The 18,138-nt window shown below is 67.6% G+C and carries 16 protein-coding genes; 7 read left to right on the forward strand and 9 right to left on the reverse strand.

Features of this window, described 5'->3' with window-relative positions:
- The first annotated feature begins 129 nt into the window (after positions 1-129).
- Together AC5Y4S_RS17385 and AC5Y4S_RS17390 are read left to right on the forward strand one after the other, a co-directional pair.
- On the forward strand, positions 130-1,209 hold the full coding sequence (locus AC5Y4S_RS17385) for a DUF1214 domain-containing protein (protein WP_500033907.1): 1,080 nt from the start codon (positions 130-132) through the stop codon (positions 1,207-1,209).
- Positions 1,206-2,378: a sulfotransferase family protein gene (locus AC5Y4S_RS17390; RefSeq protein WP_500033908.1), complete on the forward strand. Its 1,173-nt coding sequence runs from the start codon at positions 1,206-1,208 to the stop codon at positions 2,376-2,378. Before AC5Y4S_RS17385 ends, AC5Y4S_RS17390 begins: the two co-directional genes overlap by 4 nt.
- Positions 2,379-2,557: 179 nt before the next feature.
- On the opposite strand, the gene AC5Y4S_RS17395 is transcribed toward AC5Y4S_RS17390, so the two are convergent.
- Genes AC5Y4S_RS17395 through AC5Y4S_RS17405 form a run of 3 tightly spaced genes read right to left on the reverse strand, consistent with a single transcriptional unit; the run spans position 2,558 to position 6,414 of the window.
- Positions 2,558-2,968: a Zn-ribbon domain-containing OB-fold protein gene (locus AC5Y4S_RS17395; RefSeq protein ID WP_500033909.1), complete on the reverse strand. Its 411-nt coding sequence runs from the start codon at positions 2,966-2,968 to the stop codon at positions 2,558-2,560.
- 2 nt (positions 2,969-2,970) lie between these two features.
- A complete protein-coding gene (locus tag AC5Y4S_RS17400; protein ID WP_500033910.1) occupies positions 2,971-4,179 on the reverse strand; it encodes a thiolase family protein in 1,209 nt (402 codons plus the stop codon).
- A gap of 9 nt (positions 4,180-4,188) precedes the next feature.
- Entirely contained in the window at positions 4,189-6,414 is a 2,226-nt protein-coding gene (locus tag AC5Y4S_RS17405) for an acyl-CoA dehydrogenase family protein (RefSeq protein WP_500033911.1), read from the reverse strand.
- A gap of 168 nt (positions 6,415-6,582) precedes the next feature.
- Here AC5Y4S_RS17405 and AC5Y4S_RS17410 point away from each other — a divergent pair, with 168 nt between their 5' ends.
- Positions 6,583-7,170, forward strand: a complete 588-nt coding sequence (locus AC5Y4S_RS17410) for a TetR/AcrR family transcriptional regulator (RefSeq protein WP_500033912.1) — start codon at positions 6,583-6,585, stop codon at positions 7,168-7,170.
- Here AC5Y4S_RS17410 and AC5Y4S_RS17415 read toward each other — a convergent pair.
- Positions 7,108-9,000: a pyruvate kinase gene (locus tag AC5Y4S_RS17415; RefSeq protein ID WP_500033913.1), complete on the reverse strand. Its 1,893-nt coding sequence runs from the start codon at positions 8,998-9,000 to the stop codon at positions 7,108-7,110. The two genes, AC5Y4S_RS17410 and AC5Y4S_RS17415, sit on opposite strands and share 63 nt — an antisense overlap.
- 181 nt (positions 9,001-9,181) lie before the next feature.
- Between AC5Y4S_RS17415 and AC5Y4S_RS17420 the strand changes: the two genes are divergently transcribed.
- Positions 9,182-10,261: a DUF190 domain-containing protein gene (locus AC5Y4S_RS17420; RefSeq protein WP_500033914.1), complete on the forward strand. Its 1,080-nt coding sequence runs from the start codon at positions 9,182-9,184 to the stop codon at positions 10,259-10,261.
- A gap of 11 nt (positions 10,262-10,272) precedes the next feature.
- Here AC5Y4S_RS17420 and AC5Y4S_RS17425 read toward each other — a convergent pair whose 3' ends face one another.
- The 3 genes from AC5Y4S_RS17425 to AC5Y4S_RS17435 all read right to left on the reverse strand — a co-directional run bounded on the left by AC5Y4S_RS17425 (position 10,273) and on the right by AC5Y4S_RS17435 (position 13,076).
- Entirely contained in the window at positions 10,273-11,166 is an 894-nt protein-coding gene (locus tag AC5Y4S_RS17425) for a fructose bisphosphate aldolase (RefSeq protein WP_500033915.1), read from the reverse strand.
- A gap of 189 nt (positions 11,167-11,355) precedes the next feature.
- Positions 11,356-11,949: a cytochrome b gene (locus AC5Y4S_RS17430; RefSeq protein ID WP_500033916.1), complete on the reverse strand. Its 594-nt coding sequence runs from the start codon at positions 11,947-11,949 to the stop codon at positions 11,356-11,358.
- The gene (locus tag AC5Y4S_RS17435; RefSeq protein WP_500033917.1) at positions 11,946-13,076 is read right to left on the reverse strand and encodes a catalase family peroxidase; all 1,131 of its coding nucleotides are present in this window, start codon (positions 13,074-13,076) and stop codon (positions 11,946-11,948) included. Before AC5Y4S_RS17435 ends, AC5Y4S_RS17430 begins: the two co-directional genes overlap by 4 nt.
- 391 nt (positions 13,077-13,467) lie before the next feature.
- On the opposite strand from AC5Y4S_RS17435, the gene AC5Y4S_RS17440 reads away from it, so the two are divergent.
- A complete protein-coding gene (locus AC5Y4S_RS17440) occupies positions 13,468-13,866 on the forward strand; it encodes an STAS domain-containing protein (RefSeq protein ID WP_500033918.1) in 399 nt (132 codons plus the stop codon).
- Between the two features lie 4 nt (positions 13,867-13,870).
- On the opposite strand, the gene AC5Y4S_RS17445 is transcribed toward AC5Y4S_RS17440, so the two are convergent.
- Positions 13,871-14,956 carry a phosphotransferase family protein gene (locus AC5Y4S_RS17445; protein ID WP_500033919.1) on the reverse strand — a complete coding sequence of 362 codons (1,086 nt, stop codon included), beginning with the start codon at positions 14,954-14,956 and terminating at the stop codon, positions 13,871-13,873.
- The gene (locus AC5Y4S_RS17450) at positions 14,953-16,089 is read right to left on the reverse strand and encodes an Rv3169 family protein (RefSeq protein ID WP_500034050.1); all 1,137 of its coding nucleotides are present in this window, start codon (positions 16,087-16,089) and stop codon (positions 14,953-14,955) included. Before AC5Y4S_RS17450 ends, AC5Y4S_RS17445 begins: the two co-directional genes overlap by 4 nt.
- 124 nt (positions 16,090-16,213) lie before the next feature.
- On the opposite strand from AC5Y4S_RS17450, the gene AC5Y4S_RS17455 reads away from it, so the two are divergent.
- Both AC5Y4S_RS17455 and AC5Y4S_RS17460 read left to right on the forward strand, forming a co-directional pair.
- Positions 16,214-16,834 (forward strand): TetR/AcrR family transcriptional regulator, encoded by a 621-nt coding sequence (locus AC5Y4S_RS17455; protein WP_500033920.1) that lies wholly within the window; start codon positions 16,214-16,216, stop codon positions 16,832-16,834.
- A gap of 111 nt (positions 16,835-16,945) precedes the next feature.
- Entirely contained in the window at positions 16,946-18,082 is a 1,137-nt protein-coding gene (locus tag AC5Y4S_RS17460) for a phosphotransferase (protein WP_500033921.1), read from the forward strand.
- Positions 18,083-18,138 lie beyond the last annotated feature (56 nt).

The following is an 18,138-nucleotide window of genomic DNA, read 5'->3' on the forward strand; positions in this document are numbered from 1 at the left end:
ATGGTAAGGGACTATTAGTCCAGCGCTGCAGGTGAGCTCGGACAGGGCCACGCGTCCCACGTGGGTCGCCCTCCCGATATTCGGGCGAATCGGCGCCCGGAGGCTGACGCATCGTCTATGCATGTGGCTATGGCTGAAACCCAGGCTCCGAAGGCGCGCGCCGCGTGGCAGTTCTTCCAGCAGATGCTGGCCGACGTCACCAAGATCGTGACCGAGGACGCCGAATCTGAACGGGAACTCCTCGAGGGGCTGCGCGTCATCGCCCGCGTGTCGTCGCTGTGTTCGCAACTGTCCGTCGAGGCCGACCCCGACCGGCCCGCGTTCTTCGATATGTGTTCTCCGACAAGGATGGTCGGCGGGCCCAACCCCGACGGCAACTATTACCTGGCGATGATCCGCGGTGATCGGAGCTACCGGATCACCGGCACCCGGGGCACCAGCGCCTATCTCGGGTTTCAGATCCTGGCCGGCACCGGCCTGACCCCACGCCGGATGGCCAACTACGTCAGCGACACCGGCCTGACGCTAAGCGGCGACGAGTTCGCGCTGGTGCTCTCTTCGGAAGAACCCGCCGATCTCGCCGGCGCGCAATGGGTGCAGATCCCCGAGGACGCGTCCTCGGTCGTCGTCCGCGAGTACATCGGCGATCCCGCCTCCGAGGCGTTGGCCACCATGCGCATCGACGCCCTGGACCCCGATCCCGTCGCACCGCTGACCGACGACGAACTCGCCGACCAGTTCACGGCGATGGCGTGGTCGCTGATGAAGCTGGTCACGCTGCACCGCACCATCAAGCCCGAGCTGCTGGAGACGCCCAACACGCTGCTGACCGCCGAGGCCGCCGATCTGGGTGCCGCCGACACCACGCCGGACAACCTGTACATGATGGGGACATTCCGGCTCGATCCCGGGCAGGCGCTGGTTCTCGACATCGAGCCTCCCGACACCCGCTACTGGAACGTGACGCTGGAAAGCCTCTGGCACGAGTGCCTGGAGCCGCGCCGCCGGCACAGCTCGGTGACCAGTCGCGCGGTGCAGCCCGACGCGGACGGTCGGGTGCGGATCGCCATCTCGGCGGAGGACTTCGGCTTCGGCCACTGGCTCGACACCGGCGGCCGGCCCCGCGGGTTCGTGGTGGTGCGCTGGCTGGACAACCCCAGTCCGCCCGACGTCTCGGTGTCGGTCCACGAGGGAAAGGTCCGGGCATGACGCTGCAGGAGCGATTCGCCCCGGAGCGGCTGATCGCCACCGCCTGCGAGGAGGCCGGGAGTGACGACTTCGGCGACGACGGGTGGCAGGCCGGGCTGCAGCGCCTGACCGACGGGCTGGTCAACGAGGCGCGTTTGTCGGCGATCGGGGTGGAGATCGCCTACCTCGACCTCATGCGCGCCCTGAAGAACCGGCTCGGCGTAATCGACTGGCGCAAGCAACATCCGGAGGTCGCCGACAAGCCGATCACGGCGCCGATCTTCATCGTGGGCCAGCCGCGCAGCGGCACCACGATCCTCTATGACCTGCTCGCCCAGGACCCCGACCTGCGGGCGCCGCTGACGTGGGAGGTGGATGCGCCCTGTCCGGTCCCGCAGCCCGAGACCTATCACGACGACCCGCGGATCGCGCAGACGCAGGCCAGCATCGAACTCTCCGAGCAGATCATCCCGGGATTCTTGGCATTTCACCCGATGGGGGCACTCGTCGGGCAGGAGTGTGTCCGCATCACGGCCAGCGAGTTCACCAGCATGATCTTCTCGGTGCAATACCGGCTGCCGAGCTACTACCGCTGGCTGCTGTACGAGGCCGACCACGCCGGCGCCTACCGCTTCCACCGAATCTTTCTGCAGCACCTGCAGTCCGGCGTCCCCGGTCAGTGGCTCCTGAAATCGCCGGCGCACCTGTGGCACCTCGACACCCTGCTCGCCGAATATCCGGACGCGCTGATCGTGCAGACCCACCGCGATCCGCTCAACGTCATCTCGTCGATCGCCGCGCTGACCCACCACCTGCGGCGGATGGGCAGCGACGAATCCGACATCGCCGAGTGCGCGGCCCAGTCCTACGAAGAAGTGGTCGTCGGCCTCGAGCGCGGGATGGCCCTGCGCGACAGCGGCGCGGTCCCACCCGGCCGCGTCGTGGACGTGCTGTTCACCGATTTCATGAACGACCCGTGGACCACGATCAAGGACATCTACCAAAAGCTGGGCCGCGAGCTGAAACCCGAGGCCGCACAGCGGATGCGCGACTTCCTGGCCGCCCACCCCGGCGACGGCGGGGGCAGCCGATACACCTGGTCGGACACCGCCCTGGACGCCGCCGAGGTCCGCGACCGGGTGAGCGCCTATCAGGACCGCTACGGGGTGCCGACCGAGCAACTGAAGTGACTCGTTGCCGCCCGGTCACATCCGGCACATACGTCACCGATTTCTGGCACATGTCGAAGTGCCCGCCTCGCAGCGACAATCCGTGAACGCGGCTGTCTCGAAGGCCGGTTGTCGCTGCGAGGCGGGCAGGTCGAACATCCTTGCCCGCACATGCCACTGTGGCGGCTGTGACGCGGCTGTTACTCCGCCGGCTCGTAACGCAGCATGGTGACGTCGTGCTCGGGATAGTCGCAGAACACTGGGCGCACCCGCATCCCGATCCTCAGGTCCGCCGGGTCGACGTTCACCATCTCGGTGGAAAACCTTGGCCCCTCATCCCATTCGACGATCGCCAGCAGCTGCGGAACCGCGTCGGCGAAGTGCGGGCCGACTGGGCGGCGGGCCACCGTGAACGAGTACAGCGTTCCCATCCCGGATATCTCGCGCCATTCCAGGTCGTCGGCCAGGGTGTGCGGGGCACGCACCCGCGGATAGAACACGTAGCTCTGCGACGACGGCGAATACTGAATGACGACGCGATGTTCGGCCAGCGCATCCCAAAAAGGTGTGGTGGTAGGCGTTTTGACGGGCATCGGCCGCTCTAAGGTCATCGTCAGTCTCCCTGCAGGATGAGCGTCGTCTGCTCGGACAGGATTCCTCCGTTGCCGGAGACGAAGGCGCGGTTGCAGTCGGCGACCTGAGCCGCGCCGGCGCGCCCCATGATCTGGCGGGTGGCGTCGCATACGTGGTGCATGCCGCCCGCCAACCCGGCCTGGCCGAAACCGAGTTGGCCACCGGCGGTGTTGAGCGGGAAGTCGCCGCGGAAGGTCAGGTCGTGGTTGGCGACGAACTCCATGCCCTTGCCCTTCTCGCAGAACCCCGCGTCCTCCAGCGACAGCAGCACGGTGATGGTGTAGCAGTCATAGATCGACACCATGTCAATGTCGTCGCGGGTCAGATCGGTCATGGCGAAGGCGGTGTCCGCGGCCTCCGCGATCGGGGTGTGCAGCAGATCCTTTGCGTAGGTCGGGGTTTTGAACGGCACGTGTTCGCCGAATCCCCTGATCCACACCGGACGATTGCGCGAGCGCCGCGCCAGGTCGGCGTTCGCGACGACGACGGCGGCGCCCCCGACGCAGGGCATCACGATCTCCAGCATGTGCAGCGGGTCGGCGATCACCGGGCTGGCGAGGACGTCCTCCACGGTGAGCGGCTTGTCCTTCCAGATCGCGCCCTCGGTGTGGTTGGCGTTGACCCGCTGGTCGACGACGATCTTGGCCATCGCCCGCTCGTCGTAGCCGTAGACGGCCGCGTAGCGCTGGGTGACCTGACCGTACGGGCCGTTCTGGCCGAGGTTGCCGTACGGGATCTCGAATTCCGCCTGCGGGGAGCCGTATTGGTTGCTCGATGACCCGAAGTACAGGGCGTCGCCGTAGGTTTTGGGCTTCTTCTTGGACATGGGAGTGATGTAGCGGGCGGGCAGTGCGCACAGGACCGCCTCGCAGATGCCGAGTTCGACGGCGGCGGCCGCCCGCCACACCATCGCCGCGGCGCTGGCCCCGCCGAGGTCGACGTGCTCGGCGAATCTCGCTCCGACGCCCAGGTATTCGGCGATCGTGGACGGGACGAAGATCTCCGACTCGGCCAGATGCGAGGCCACGATGCCGTCGACGACCTCGAACGGCAGTCCGGCGTCACCCAGCGCAGCTGCGCCGAGCTCGGCCCATTGTTCGATGGCGAACGGTGCGGGAGACGCCTTGCTCATGCGCTCGGGCGGCAGCTCGACGTACCCGACGATCGCGGCTTCTCCACGTAATCCCATGCGGTGTCCTTATTTCCGGGGCAAACCGAGAATCATCTGCGCGATGATGTTCAGCTGGATCTCCCTCGTCCCACCGCCGATCAGCTCGGCCGGCAGGTGCAGATAGGGTTCCACGACCGCGGCGTCGGGGTCATCGACCATCGCCACCTGCCCGGTCAGCTGCAGCGTGGCCTCGAAGGTGCGGCGCAGCAACACGTTCATCGCCACCTTGGCGATGCTCGAAGCCGGACCGGACGCCTGCCCGTCGAGTAGCCGGATGGTTTCCCGCACGCCGAGCGCCCGGATGGCATTGGTGTAGGCGTCGAGTTCGCCAAGCTCACGCAAGGCGTCGTCACGATCCGGCCCCGGTTGTGCGGCGAGGCGGCGGAGCGCGACGGCCCGGTCGAACTTGACGTATCCGCTGATGGCCGAACGCTCTTCGGCCATCGTGGCGATCGCCAGGCTCCAGCCGTCGGTGGGACCGCCCAGCAACATCTCGTCGGGAACGAAGACGTCGTTGAAGAACACCTCGTTGAAGTGCGCCTGCCCGGTCGCCGTCTTGATGGGCTGGATTTCGATTCCGGGCGATCGCATGTCAATGATGAAGTAGCCGATGCCGCGGTGCTTGCTGGCCTCGGGGTCGGTGCGCGCCAGCAGCGCGCCCAGGTCGGCGTACTGCGCCAACGAGGTCCAGATCTTGTGGCCGTTGATCCGCCAGCCGCCGTCGACCTTGGTCGCCCGGGTGGCCAGCGACGCCAGGTCGGAGCCCGCACCAGGCTCGCTGAACAGCTGGCACCAATGGATCTCGCCGCGCTGGGTCGCCGGGATCAGCTTCTCCTGGAGCTCTTTTGGTGCGGCGGTCAGCACCGAGGGCAGGATCCATTCGGCGATGTTCAGCGATGGCCGCACCAATGCGGGCCGCTTAGCGAACTCCTCGTCGATGATGAGCTGTTTGAGCGGGCCCGCGTCGACGCCCCATGGCGCGGGCCAGTGCGGCGCCATCAGTCCGGCGTCCGCGAGCAGCGTGCGCTGCGGCCCGGAGGCCTGGTCCGGGTAGTCGCCGTGCGGCGCGGGCGTGTCATTGCGCAACTGCATTGCCGCGTCGAGGGTTTCGGCGACCCAGGCACGAAACTCGGATTCCGCGTCACCCAGATTGACCGACATGTCGCGGGTCTGGATGCAGGTGAGCTCGCCCAGCCGCCGGGCCCAGCGATTCGCCGGACCGATCGATCCCGCCAGGCTGATGGCCCGGCGCCAGTACAGGTGCACGTCGTGTTCCCAGGTGAAGCCGATGGCGCCGAGCATCGTCAGCGCGTCGAGCACCAGGTCCGGAATCGGCGAGACGGCGATCGTCGCCGCCCCGCCCGCGGCGAGGCGGTGCTGGTCGAGTGGTTCGTCCACGGCGCGGACCGCGTCCCAGGCCGCGGCGGTCGCCAACTCCGTGTTGACGAGCAGCATTGCCGCGCTGTGCTGCAGAGCCTGAAAGGTACCGATCACCTTGCCGAACTGCTCGCGGATTCGCAGGTGCGCGGTGACCGCGTCGACACACCACTGAGCGATGCCGGCCATCACGCTGGCCACCAATCCGACGGCGACGCACTCGGCGCGGTCGGCATCGAGCCCGCCGAGCACGTCGGATTCGGCGGCGACGTATTCGCTCAGCCGCAGGCGCCCCACGTCGGTCACCAGGTCGGTGCCGCGCACGGATTCGACTGCCGCCGTCGGCTTTGTGGTGTCAACCGCCACCCAGACGTCATCGTCTTCCCCGGTCCGAGCGCACACCAGGACGACCCGCGCCGAACAGACGCCCGCGGTCACGTCCGACGCGCCGTTGACCACCCAGCCTTGGCCGTCGCGACGCGCGCGGAAGTCACCGCCACCGGGAAGGACGACCGCCGCGGGCAAGCCGGACGCCAGGTCGCGCACCAGTGACTCCGCCGTCGGGTTCGGATCAGCCAGCAGCGCAACGGCTCCCGCGGTCACGGTGGGCAGGAGAGGGCCGGGCAGCAACGCCTTGCCGGCCGATTCCAGCACACACGCCGCGTCGATGAGCCGTCCGCCCTGGCCCCCGAGGCGCTCGGGCAGGTGCACCGCGTGAAAGCCGTTGGCAACCAGTGCGTCCCACCACGCCGGAAGGTGTCCCGCGGCCAGGTCGTCGAAGCTCTCGCGAGTCGCGGCGATCGGGGCGTGCCGGCCGGCGAACTGGGCGACGGCGTCGCTAAGGTCCTGTTGTTCCGGGGTCAGTCCCAGCGTCATGACCGCGACCCCGCGCGGCTGAGGCGACACGCCATCGAAGACCGCTGCCCTTTCCTTACAAGACGAACCGTCTCGTCTTGTGGCAGACTACGGGGCGGGTCAGGATATGTAAAGCGGACGCGACCCGGCGCGCGACAGGAGAGACCTGGGGAGATGAGGATCACTTAGATGCCAACCGATCTCACCCAGGCAAGCTATCCGAGGCGCCGCAGCGAGAAATCACGCACGGCCATCGTCACGGCGACCAGAGAACTGCTTCTCGAGCGCGGATTCGACGGCCTGACCATCGAGGCGGTCGCCGCCCGGGCCGGCGTGGGAAAGCAGACCATCTATCGCTGGTGGCCCAGCCGCCCCGTGCTGGTCGCCGACGTCATGCTCGAGGACGCGGACAAGATCCTGGCGTCGGTCGACCACACCGAGGACCTGGCGGCCGACCTCGTCGGGTGGGTACGCAAACTCGCCGCAACCCTGACGACACCGCGGGGCTCGGCGATGCTGCGGATCCTGACCGTCGCCTGCATGGAGCACCCGGAAACCGCCGCCAAACTGCGGGCCGGGTTCAGTTTGCCGCTGCACCAAAGCGTCCGCAGCCGGCTTCTCGCGGACGGTATCGACGAGGCAACGGCCGAGTCGGCGGCCGACGCCATCGTCGGCGGCGTGGTGTATCCGATACTCTCTGACGCACAGTCATATTCACGACGCCGAGCCGAGCGCACCACCCGCATCATCGTCGAGGCGCTCGGGGCCCGCCGCTGACCAAGAGTGCAGAGGACGCAGCAACGAATTCTTCTTGTAGTAGTGCTCCGCCATTCTGCGCATGATGTTGTCGAGCACGGTCACCGCCTCGGGCAGGTAAGGGCCCTTGTTCAGCATCACGCATTCGGCCCGCTCGCTCATCGCCGCATCGCTGATCTCGGCGCGCGACGGCAGACCCGTCTTGGCCAGCTGCTCGAGCACCTGCGTCGCCCAGATCACCGGCAGGTGCGCCGCCTCGCACAACCACAGAATCTCCTCCTGCAGCTCGGCCATCCGCTCGTAACCGCACTCGACCGCCAGATCGCCCCGCGCGATCATCACCCCGACCCGCGGCCGGCGCATCGCGGTGAGCAGCAGCTGCGGTAGGTGTTCGAAGGCGCGCCGGGTTTCGACCTTGAGCACGATGCCCAGCTCGCCAGCGCCGAGGCGATCGAGCTCGTCCAGCAGCCGCTCGACATCCGCCGGGCTGCGAACGAACGACATGTCCACCAAGTCGGCCAGTTCGGCGACGACGGCAAGGTCGGTGACGTCGCGGTCGGTGATCGCCGAAATCGGCAACTCGGTGTCCGGCATGTTGATGCCCTTGGCGGCCCTGAGGCGAGCCTCACCCTGTTCGGGATGGTCGATGCGCACGGTGATGACGTCACGGTCGACGGACATCACCCGCCCGCCGATCCTGCCGTCGTCGAAATGGATCGCATCCCCGGGGTGGGCATGGTCGAACGCCTCGGGCAGCGTGCAACCGATTCGCGCGACGGGTTGAGCACCGTCGACCGGGGCCGGCGAACAGTCGCGGGTCAGCCGCAGCAGGTCTCCGGCGCGCAGCACCAGGCTCTGCTCCTTCGCCGGGAGCGGACCCACTTCGGCCGGCTTTCCGCCGTCTCCGGCGTGCAGGGCCGTACCGGTCACCAGGTAGGTGGTCTGCTGGGCGGTCAGCACGAATCCGCCTGGAGCGCCGACGGTCTCGAGTCCCAGCCGCCGCCTGGATCCGCGCGCGTCCCGCAATACCAGTACGTCGCCGCCGTCGCGGTTGGCCAGCCACCGTCGCGGGACCGTGATGACCGCCATACCGGGCTGGGGCGGGCCGGTCGGCTCCTCGGTCGACGTCAGCCAGGCGCGTGCCGGCGCGACGACCTGACCGAGGGGATTTCGGTGTGGACGCAGCTTGATGACGCGGGGACCCGGCTCCAGCGGCCCGGTACGCAGCTTCGGTCCCGCGAGATCCATTGCCACCAGGCAGGTTTCGCCGGCGCGGGCGGCCGCGTCCCGGACGTGGTGCGCCATCGCGCGCCACGCCGGCGCGTCGTCGTGCGCGCAGTTGATCCGCGCGATGTTCATGCCGCGTCGCACCAGCCCGCGAACCAGGTCGGCGTCGGTGGCGGCCTCCGACGGCAGCGTGACCATGATGCGGGTCGCGCGATGCGGCGGGCGTGGGCCCAGCAGGTCCACGGTACGTTGCCGCAGTATCTCCGGGCCTCGATTGATGGGTACCACCGAGGGCGGCGGCGGCTCCCACCTGCCTCCCACGATGGCGGCGATGGCCGCGCGAACCGCCGAAAGCGTGGCGTGAACATGTGATTCGCTGCGGCCCAGCGACGAAAGCCCGAACTCCGCCAGGTCCGCCTGCAGCTCCCGCAAGTCGCATTGCCGAATGGCCCAGTAGTGGACCAGGTTTCGCGCGCTCGACCGATGCTCGGGCGCCACGGTGGTCAGCCAGTCCGCCCACGCGCGTTCGGCCTCGGACAACCTGGTCAACAAGCCGTCGATCCGGTCGAGCAAACCCGCCAGTCGCCGCAGGTCACCTCCCCCGGCGATGCGCTCAGGAAGCACGACGACTCCTTCGTGGTTTTGCGGCCACATGGTGTTAACGTCCGCGTAACGGTAACGACGCGAAACATCAAGGCACACACCAAATTAGCGGCCGCCGGGGATCCCAGAGCAGAGGAATTGGTCCCAAATCCGGGCGGCGCGGATCCGATGGGTAAGATCCCGCACGGCGACGGGAGCGGGCATGGACGAGGACTGTCTGAAGCTCAGTGCCTATCTGGCGGAACGCCGGCGGACCGGCGAGGGCTTCGTCTCCGACGTCCTGCTCGACCTCTACCAACAACACCGGATCGCCAGCAGCGTCGTGCTGCGCGGCATCGGCGGATTCGGGACGGGTCGGCACCTGCGAACCGACGAGTCGCTGACGCTGTCCGAGGACCCGCCCGTGGTGATCGTCGCCGTGGACACGCGCAAATCGATCGAGGCCCTGATCGACCCGGTGCTCGCGATCAAACAGCGCGGCCTGATCACGCTGGAGCGCGCGCGGCTGCTGCGCGAGGACGTCAGGTTGCCGGAGCTACCCGACGACTTGCGCGAGGCCGTCAAGCTGACGATCTACCTCGGCCGCAAGGAGCGGGCCCAGGGAGTGCCGGCCTACGTCGCGGTCTGCGATCTGATGCACCGGCGCCACATCGCCGGCGCCTCGGTCTTCCTGGCCGTCGACGGCCTCATCCACGGACAACGGCACCGCGCCCACTTTTTCGGTCGCAACGCCGACGTACCGATGATGGTCGTCGCGGTCGGGTCCGGCGATCGGATCGCTCGGGTGCTGCCGGAGCTCGGCGACCTGCTCCACCGGCCCATGCTCACGCTGGAACGCGTCCGCGTGTGCAAGCGCGACGGCGAATTGCTGGAACGGCCGCATGCCCTGCCGGGCGTTGACGAACACGGCCTGCCCCTGTGGCAGAAGCTGATGGTCTACACCTCCGAATCGGCGCTGCACGACGGGGTGCCGATTCACCGCGCCATCGTCCAGCGGCTTCGTCAGCGCGAATCGCCGGACGGCGCGACGGTGGTCCGCGGCATCTGGGGTTATCACGGGGACCACCGACCCCACGGGGACAAGCTGCTCTCGCTGAGGCGTCGCGTGCCGGCGGTCACAATCGTCATCGACACCCCGGCCAACATCGCCGAATGCTTCGACGTCGTCGACGAACTCACGCAGCACGATGGGCTGGTCACCAGCGAGATGGTGCCCGCGTTGGTGTCGGACGAAGGCGAACCCGGCCGGGGCGGCCCGCCCATGGCCAACCACCGCTATTAAGAACCCGGGCGTCAGCCCGCGACGGACGCGTCGTAGATCGACTGGATCGACTTGTCCAGCGTGGCGTTGAACTGCTCGTCGGACTGGTCGACCGAAAGCCCCTCGGTCAGCGCGCGGCTGAAGCTGGCGATCAGCCCGGTGTTCTTCGCCAGCAGCTCGTTGGCCTCGTCGCGCGAGTAGCCACCGGACAGCGCGACCACGCGCATCACCTTGGGGTGCTCGATCAGCGGACGGTAGAAGTTGACCTCGGTGGGCAGGCTCAGCTTGATCATCACGCGCTGACCGTCCGGCACGGTTTCGAGTTGCTTGGTGATCTCGTCCCGCAAGATGGCCTCGGCCTCGGCCTTGTCCGGGATCGAGATGGTGACCTCGGGCTCGAGGATGGGCACCAGGCCGTGCGACAGCACCTGATGGCCGACCTCGAACTGCTGGGCGACGATCGCCGCGATGCCCGCCGCGTTGGCCCCGCCGATCACCGACCGCTCCTTGGTGCCGAACACGCCTTTGCTCACGGCCCGCTCCAGCAGCTCGTCCAGTCCCGGCATCGGCTTCATCAGCTGGACGTCGTCGGACGCCTCCGCCAGGCCCTTGTCGATCTTCAGGATGGGCACCACGCCCTTGGTCTCCCAGAGGTACGTGGTCGACGGCACACCCTCGATGTCCCGGTCCATGGTCTGTTCGAACAGGATCGCCGCCAGCACCCGGTCGCCGTTGAACGCCGGGGAGGTGATGATCCGCGAACGCATCTGGTGGATGAGGTCGAACATCTCCGCGTCGGAGGAATACGCGTCCTCTTGAATTCCATATAGACGCAGAGCCTTGGGCGTCGAGCCGCCGCTTTGGTCAAGCGCTGCAATGAACCCCTTGCCCGACGTCATCCGGTCGGCCTGCTGCTGGTTCGGCATGGAACTTCCCCACTCCTTCGTGGCACTGTCGGGTGCCGATCATATTCGTCCGATCGGGGCGCGAGCGGGCAGGTCGTCAGTCGCCGGTGCACGTCGCGAAGTGCCGCGATCAGCATGATCAGACGCTACCGCCGTCACTTCGGCGCGTTGCCAGCGCTCCACGTCGGTCATGGTCGCACGACACGGCCGTCACGCCACGGTGTCGTCCTGCCGCGGGGCGCGGCGTTTGGTGGGCCACACCGCCATGCGATCGAGCAGCCCGTCGCGCAGCACCAGTGTGTGAAACAGCACGGCGCAGACGTGAGCGGTGAACGTCAGGAAGAGCAGGAAGGCGAACACGTTGTGGGCCTGCCGGAGCACCGCGTACAGATCGAGGTCGTGCGGCGCGATGCCCGGTAGCCGCAGCGGCCCCGCCAGGGTGATCGGGAATCCTGCGGCCGACAGCATCGCCCACCCGATCAGCGGCTGGATGAGCAGCAGCGCGTAAAGCAGGTATTCCGACCACGACGCGATGCGGCGTTCGGCCGGGCCCATCGTCGCCAGGAACGGGGGCAGCCGGTGGGTGAGCCGGTTCACCAAACGCACCACGGCGAAGACGAGGATCAACACCCCCAGCGGGCGATGGATGGCCAGCAGCAGCGGGTAGTAGCTCAGCGATGCGATCATGGTCACGCCGATCACCAGCTGGACGATGACCATCGGCGCCATCAGCCAGTGCAGAATTCGGGAGGGGACAGCGAAACGTGCTGGGGCGCTGGTGGTTTCGCTTGCGGTTCCGGTCATGACAGCACCTTGGTCACGTTGACCTCGCTGGGCGATTTGGGTTCCTCGGCGCGACGGGTGAAGGAGCGTGCGTAGACGGCCGACCTCGCCGGCGGCAGCGGGTCGTCCGATGCGGTGATGCCGTCCGGCAGGACCAGCGGGTCGAAGTTGATATCGCGCGCGTTGCCGGCTTCCTCGGTCTGCACCGCGGTGATGGTGATGGTGCCGGCGTCGATGGTCCGCCGCGACTGCGGCCACGGCTTGGTGGCGTCGTGGGTCGGATCGCCGGGCTCGCCGACCGTAAGCACCAGCCGCCAGCTCAGTGGCCGCTGCGACGCCGCGCGGATGAGGTCATCGAAAAGGTAGTCCTTGCCGTGCGGCGGCTGCGGGCCCCCGCCGCCGCCGGCGTCCACTGGCACCACCGACCAGCGCACCGGAACGGTGGCGCCGGCGCTGTTGGTGAACCAGAACGCGTTCAACCCGTAATACGTACTGTCCGCGAACCCCGCGGTGGGCGGGGACTGCTTGATGATCTTCATCGCCGCAACGGTTTCGGGATGGCGATCGAGGAACGCGGCCAGCTTTTGCGGGTCGGGCTTGCCGGTTTCGGGCAGCGGCTTGGACGCCAGCAACCGCTCGTAAAACCCCTCCGGGGTGCTGTCCGTGAACACGGGAAAGTTGATCATCGCGGTGCGCCACTGCTGCCCGTGGGCCTCGAACAGCAGCCCGAGGCCGCGGACGGTGTCGGGCTTGTCCGCCTGGTCCGGCAGGCCGCCGCCCAGCGAGAACCGGCCGACGACCGGCACGGTTCCGGGCCGGAAGACCGCGGCCCGGCAGATGGCCGCGCCCGCCCCGTTGCTCGCAAACGACGCCGTCGCGCTGAGTCCTTTGGCATGGTTTCGCCGAAATCCGTCGTGGCGGCCGAAGACGTGCTCGAAGCGATCGGCGAACCGGGGCGGGGTGAGCGTGTCCGGCCTCAACCAGCCGCCGGCATAGGCAAACCCGCCCACGTCCACCGCCGCGAAGCCGGCGACGGCGCCCATGCCGAGCAGCGCGGCCCGCCGATTCAGCGCGAAGCGGCGCGGATGTTCGGCCTGGGTCGCGTCAACGTCGTCGTCCGGGACGCCATCCTGATCACCGGCCTCCATGCCCACCGTCCTTTCCCGCTTTTCGGGGCCAGCCGCGCAGCCTGGGAACGACACTCGGTGGACGCAATTCATCCACCCGGGGCTGCCGTGCGCAACACCTGCGGCGGTCCTCGCGCACACTGCGACCACGTCGCGGCGCCCGAATACGTTCAGTAATCGCCTACTGACAACCGACGTTGCCAGCGCACCTCCCGGGCCGGAGCATCGGTATCGACGTCCCGTGGCTTAGGATCGAATGATCACGTGCGGCTGCGCTCCGCCTAGCGGCGCAGGATCGATGGAGTATTTGTCCTCTACATGGGCGTGTTACGCGGGTTGAGTCGACAGCCCCGGCTTGGCGGTAGCTGTTGATTTCTCTGTCCCCGCACCGGACGAATGTGAGTGATGAACCATGATCGAACAATCTGGCGACTCGACCGATCCGATCGCCTTCGAGGTAGGAAAACGGCAGGTAGACCAGACGGTCGTACTCACCGTCTCGGGCGAAGTGGACATGCTCAGCGCGCCGCAACTCGCCGAGGCGATACACACCGAGCTGGCCACCGGACCGGCGGGACTCGTCGTAGACCTGTCCAAAGTGGACTTCCTGGCCTCGGCCGGGATGACCGTCCTGGTGTCCGCGCAGGCGGACGTCGCGCCGCCCACTCGGTTCGCGGTCGTCGCGAATGGCCCGGCCACCAGCCGGCCGATCAAGCTCATGGGTTTGGACAACGTGCTGTCGCTGTACAGCACGCTCGACAGCGCGCTGTGCCGGGTCTCCGAAGGTTCAACCTCGGAAGAGCTCGCCTGACGCGCTAAGTGGCGGGCGCCAGGACCTGCTGAATGCGTTCGTCGCGTGGCAGCACGGGACCGTCGTCGAGAGCTTCGTCGACGCCCAGCTCGGTCAGGCCGGCTTTGGTCATCAGCGAGGTGCCGTAGGCGGCGAGCGCGAGCTTTTGGTCGTCGCTGTGGCCATCCTCGATGAGCATCGCGCCGATCAGGCAGATGACGGCCATCTTGTAGGCGTTGAACGCGCGATACCACGCGCGGTTGCAGACCGTGATCCCGCTGACCGACTCGTAGTGCGCCAGCAGGGCGTCGATGCCCAGCGCCGCCGGGTGGGTGTTGATGCCGACGGGCTGCATCCACAACATCTCGAGCCAACCGATGTCGGTCAATGGATCGCCCACGGTCGTCATCTCCCAATCGAACACGGCGCTGACCTCGCCGTCGCGAAAGGCGAAGTTGCCCGGTTTGGCATCGCCGTGCACCAGCCTGACCTTCGGGCAGGGCCGGGGCTTGCCGGCGCGCAGCACCTCGTAGAGCCGTTCCAGCGCGGGTAGCCGGTCGCGCTTGACCCGGTTCATCTCCGCAACCCAGTGGTCTAGTTCGCGGTCGAGATGACTGCGACCGTCGTCCAGCGCGTCGAGCCCGGTCTGCGCCAGGTCGACGGCGTGGATCGCCGCGAGTTGTTCGACCAGGCTCTGACACATCCGCACCACGGTCGAGTCCGCGACGCCGGCCGGCGCCTCCATTTCGTAGACCTGACCGGCGGCCCGTTCCATCACGAAGAAGGGGCGGCCGAGCACGTCGCCGGTTTCTTCGAGCCACAGCGCCCGCGGGACACGGACCGCGGAGTCCGCCAACGCCCGCAGGATCGCGAACTGGCGGGCGAGATCGTAGGGCTCCAGCAGGGCGGGTGGTTTGGGCCGCAGCCGCAGCACCGCCTCTTGGCGGGTGTGCCGGTCACCGTGCCGGGTGACGACGCTCAGCATCATCATCTCGGCGGAATGTCCGAAGTCCACCCGGTCCAGCCCCTCGGCACGGACGTCGTCAGCGTCGGGTACTTGCGTGCGCAGCCAGGCCGTCAGGCGCTCTTCGGAGTTGGCGTCCAGTGTCATTGGCGGACCGGATCGTCTTCTCCGGGCAGCCGGTCGACGGGTGTCTTGTCCTGGGTGAACGCCGACATGTCCATAGCCGTCCAGTTCGGATAGCGTTGGTAGCCCTGCCCGCCGAGCAGCAATTCGAAGACGCCCCAACCGATGTCGCCATCGATCTCGAACCGCATCAACTGGTCGAGCGCCATCGATTTGCCCTCGGTCTCCGCGAGCTGCTCGGGATCGGTGCTGTCCCAATTGAAATGGATAAAGTACGCTCCGTCGCCCAGGTCCTCGTATTGGCAGTGCGCCATCGGAAGGCCGTAGTAGGCGTTGACTTCCTGGTGGGCGGCGTCGGCGAAGACACGGTAGGCCTTGCCGTCTTCGTCGGTGAAGACCAGTGTCGCGCGGGCGGGCCGCTTTCTGTCGCCGTCGAATTCCACCTCGTGCTCGATCTCGACGAATCGCTTCGACAGGGTGCCGTCGGCGTGAGTGATCCCGCCGTCGACGTAATTGACTGCGCCGTCCGAGGATTCGATGACCCACGCCTCGATGGCGCGGTCGTCGAATCCGGCGTCGAGCCACAACCAGAAGTCGATCTTGTCCGAGACGCGCACGCCGAACGTGCGGTCGCGCCCGCCGTGGAACCCGTCCACGCTGATGCGCTCGCCGTCGATCGTGACCCAGCCGCTCCATCGTCCGGGTTCCTTCATGTGATACATGTCGGCCAGCAGCTGGCCATCCGCACCATGCACCTTCATCGGCAGCAGCTCCCACATCGGGGCGGTGGGCTCGTAGTAGAGCTCCCACTCGATGCCGGACTTGTTGGGGGCGACGTCGAGCCTCCACTTCTTCAGCGGCTCGACGCAGGTCCAGCTCATCGGCCCAGCGCGCAGGTCGGCGCGGTCGGCGCCGGTCACGGGCCGGCCCGCCAAAAGGTCCCAGTGCCGGCCGTCCGCGAGGCTGACCTTGACATATCCCAGCGCGGTTCGGGTGTTGGGGTTGTTGCCGTAGCCGCTGGCCAACAGCATGGTGCCGTCGGGCGACGCGGCGAAGAAGTAGCACCGGTCCGACCACGTCGGATCGGGATCGTGCACCCGGTCGAAGGTTGTCGGGAGCTGGTGGGTGAACGACTCGTCGGCAGCAGAGTAGCCCATCATCGCCCTCTCTGTCGGGTTGATGGCCTGGGCCACAAGAAGATTCGATGCATCGCGACTGCACCGCGGTTGCCCGTGGCATCAGATACCGAAGTAGCACAACGCATCCCGTACCATCGGCGAGATGGAACCGAGCCGGTGGTGGGGCGCCGACCGCGCGATCCTCGACGACGAGGAGGCCCGCAGGCGAATCCTCGACGCCGCGGGGCGCTGCATCGTCCGCCGGGGGAACTCTCAGTTCCGGATGGGTGAGGTGGCCGACGAGGCCGGGGTGTCGCGGTCGACGGTGTACCGGTACTTCCCCGGCCGCGACGATGTGTTGCTTGGCCTAATGCTGATGCGGGTCGACAAAGCGCTTGGTGATCTGGTGCGCTCGCTGCCCGCGCCGGACGACCCGGTTCGGTCGGTGCCCGAGATGGTGTTGGCGCGGGTCGAGTCGGTGGCCGGCAATCCACTGAACGAGGCGATGTTCGCCGCGGAGAGCACCGCGGTGGCCGCGGCCCTGGAGAAGGGCTCGGAGCCCTTCGTGGAGCTACTGCTGCGGCACTATGAACCCCTGCTGAATCAGTGGAAGCGGGCGGGGCGCCTCTACGACGACCTCGACTTTCGCTCGATCGTCCAGTGGTTGCACACCACCACGTTGTTTCTGCTGGGGCCGTCGTGGCGCTATCGCCCGGCCGCCGACAAACGCCAGTTCGTCGAGCAGTTCGTGGTGCGGGCGCTGGTGCCACAAATCAGACAATAATCACGTATTGTCTGATGTCCAGACGTTCGGGTATTTTTGTCTGACGGGACCCCGCGCCGGTTGAGTGACCCCTCCCGCCGGCACGGGGATCCCGAACCAGAACGGATGCACATGAAAAACGTTGCGGAACAGGCTTTTTCCCTCGTCGGCTTGGCCGCTCATCTGGGCCAGGGGGTCCGCCGGGTGGCCGCCGACGCCGTGGTGGGGGCCCGGCTGGGGTTGCCCCGGACGGTCGCTGACATCGACGCTGGCGTCCTGTCCAAGCTGATGGGGACCGCCGTCAGGTCGGTCCGCGTGCTCGACCGGGACGCCGGGACCTCGTCGCGAGCCCGGCTCGTGCTGACCGGCAAGAACGTCCCCGAGTCGGTGTTCGTCAAGGTCGCCGCCGAAACCACCGCCACCCGCCTGATGGGCGAGCTCGGCCGCCTCGGACACACCGAGGTGCGCTTCTACAACGAACTGGCACCGCAACTGCACGGCCTGCCGCAGGCCTACGGCGCGGCGTTCGACACCTGGACGGGCCGTTACCTGCTGGTTCTGGAAGACCTGCCCGCCGGGTCGTGCGAATTCCCCGACACCCTCCACCCGCTGTCCCCCGACCAGGCCAGCCTCATCGTCGACTTGCTGGCCGATCTGCACGCCACCTTCTGGGACCGCCTCCCGCGGGACCGCAACGGCCCGCTGGGCTGGCTCTACACCCCGTCTGACGACGTCACGTCGTTGTTGACCGGTTCGCTGATGCACGCCTCGATCAAGCGGCTCGCGGGACGCACCGAAATCCCCGTCGAGAACGGCGCCTTCATCGCCGACAACTACCGTGCCGTCGCCGCGCTGATCGACACGCCCCCGCACACCGTCATGCACGGCGACGCACACCCCGGCAACATGTATTTCGACGGCGGCAAGGCAGGACTGCTGGACTGGCAGGCGGTGCGGCGCGGACACCCCTCCCGCGAGCTGGCGTACACGCTGATCACCAGCTTGACCCCGGAGGACCGCGTGGCGAACCAACGGGAGCTGCTCGACGACTACCGACGCGCCCTGGCGGCGGCCGGCGGACCGGACCTCGACCGCGACGAGCTGTGGCGGCGCTACCGGCAGGGCGCGCTGTATGCGTATGTGGCCCCGCTGATCACCGCGGGGATGGGCGGAATGCAGGTGGAAGGCATCGCGATGGAGGGCCTGCGGCGCGGCGTTGCAGCGCTGGACGACCTGGAAACCATTGCGGCACTGAAGAGTTGTCTTTAACCCGAAGTTCGCAGGATTCATTGACTGAAGGTGCCGGGAGGAATATCGTCAGTACT

The sequence above is a fragment of the Mycobacterium sp. NGS64 genome (assembly GCF_059812245.1).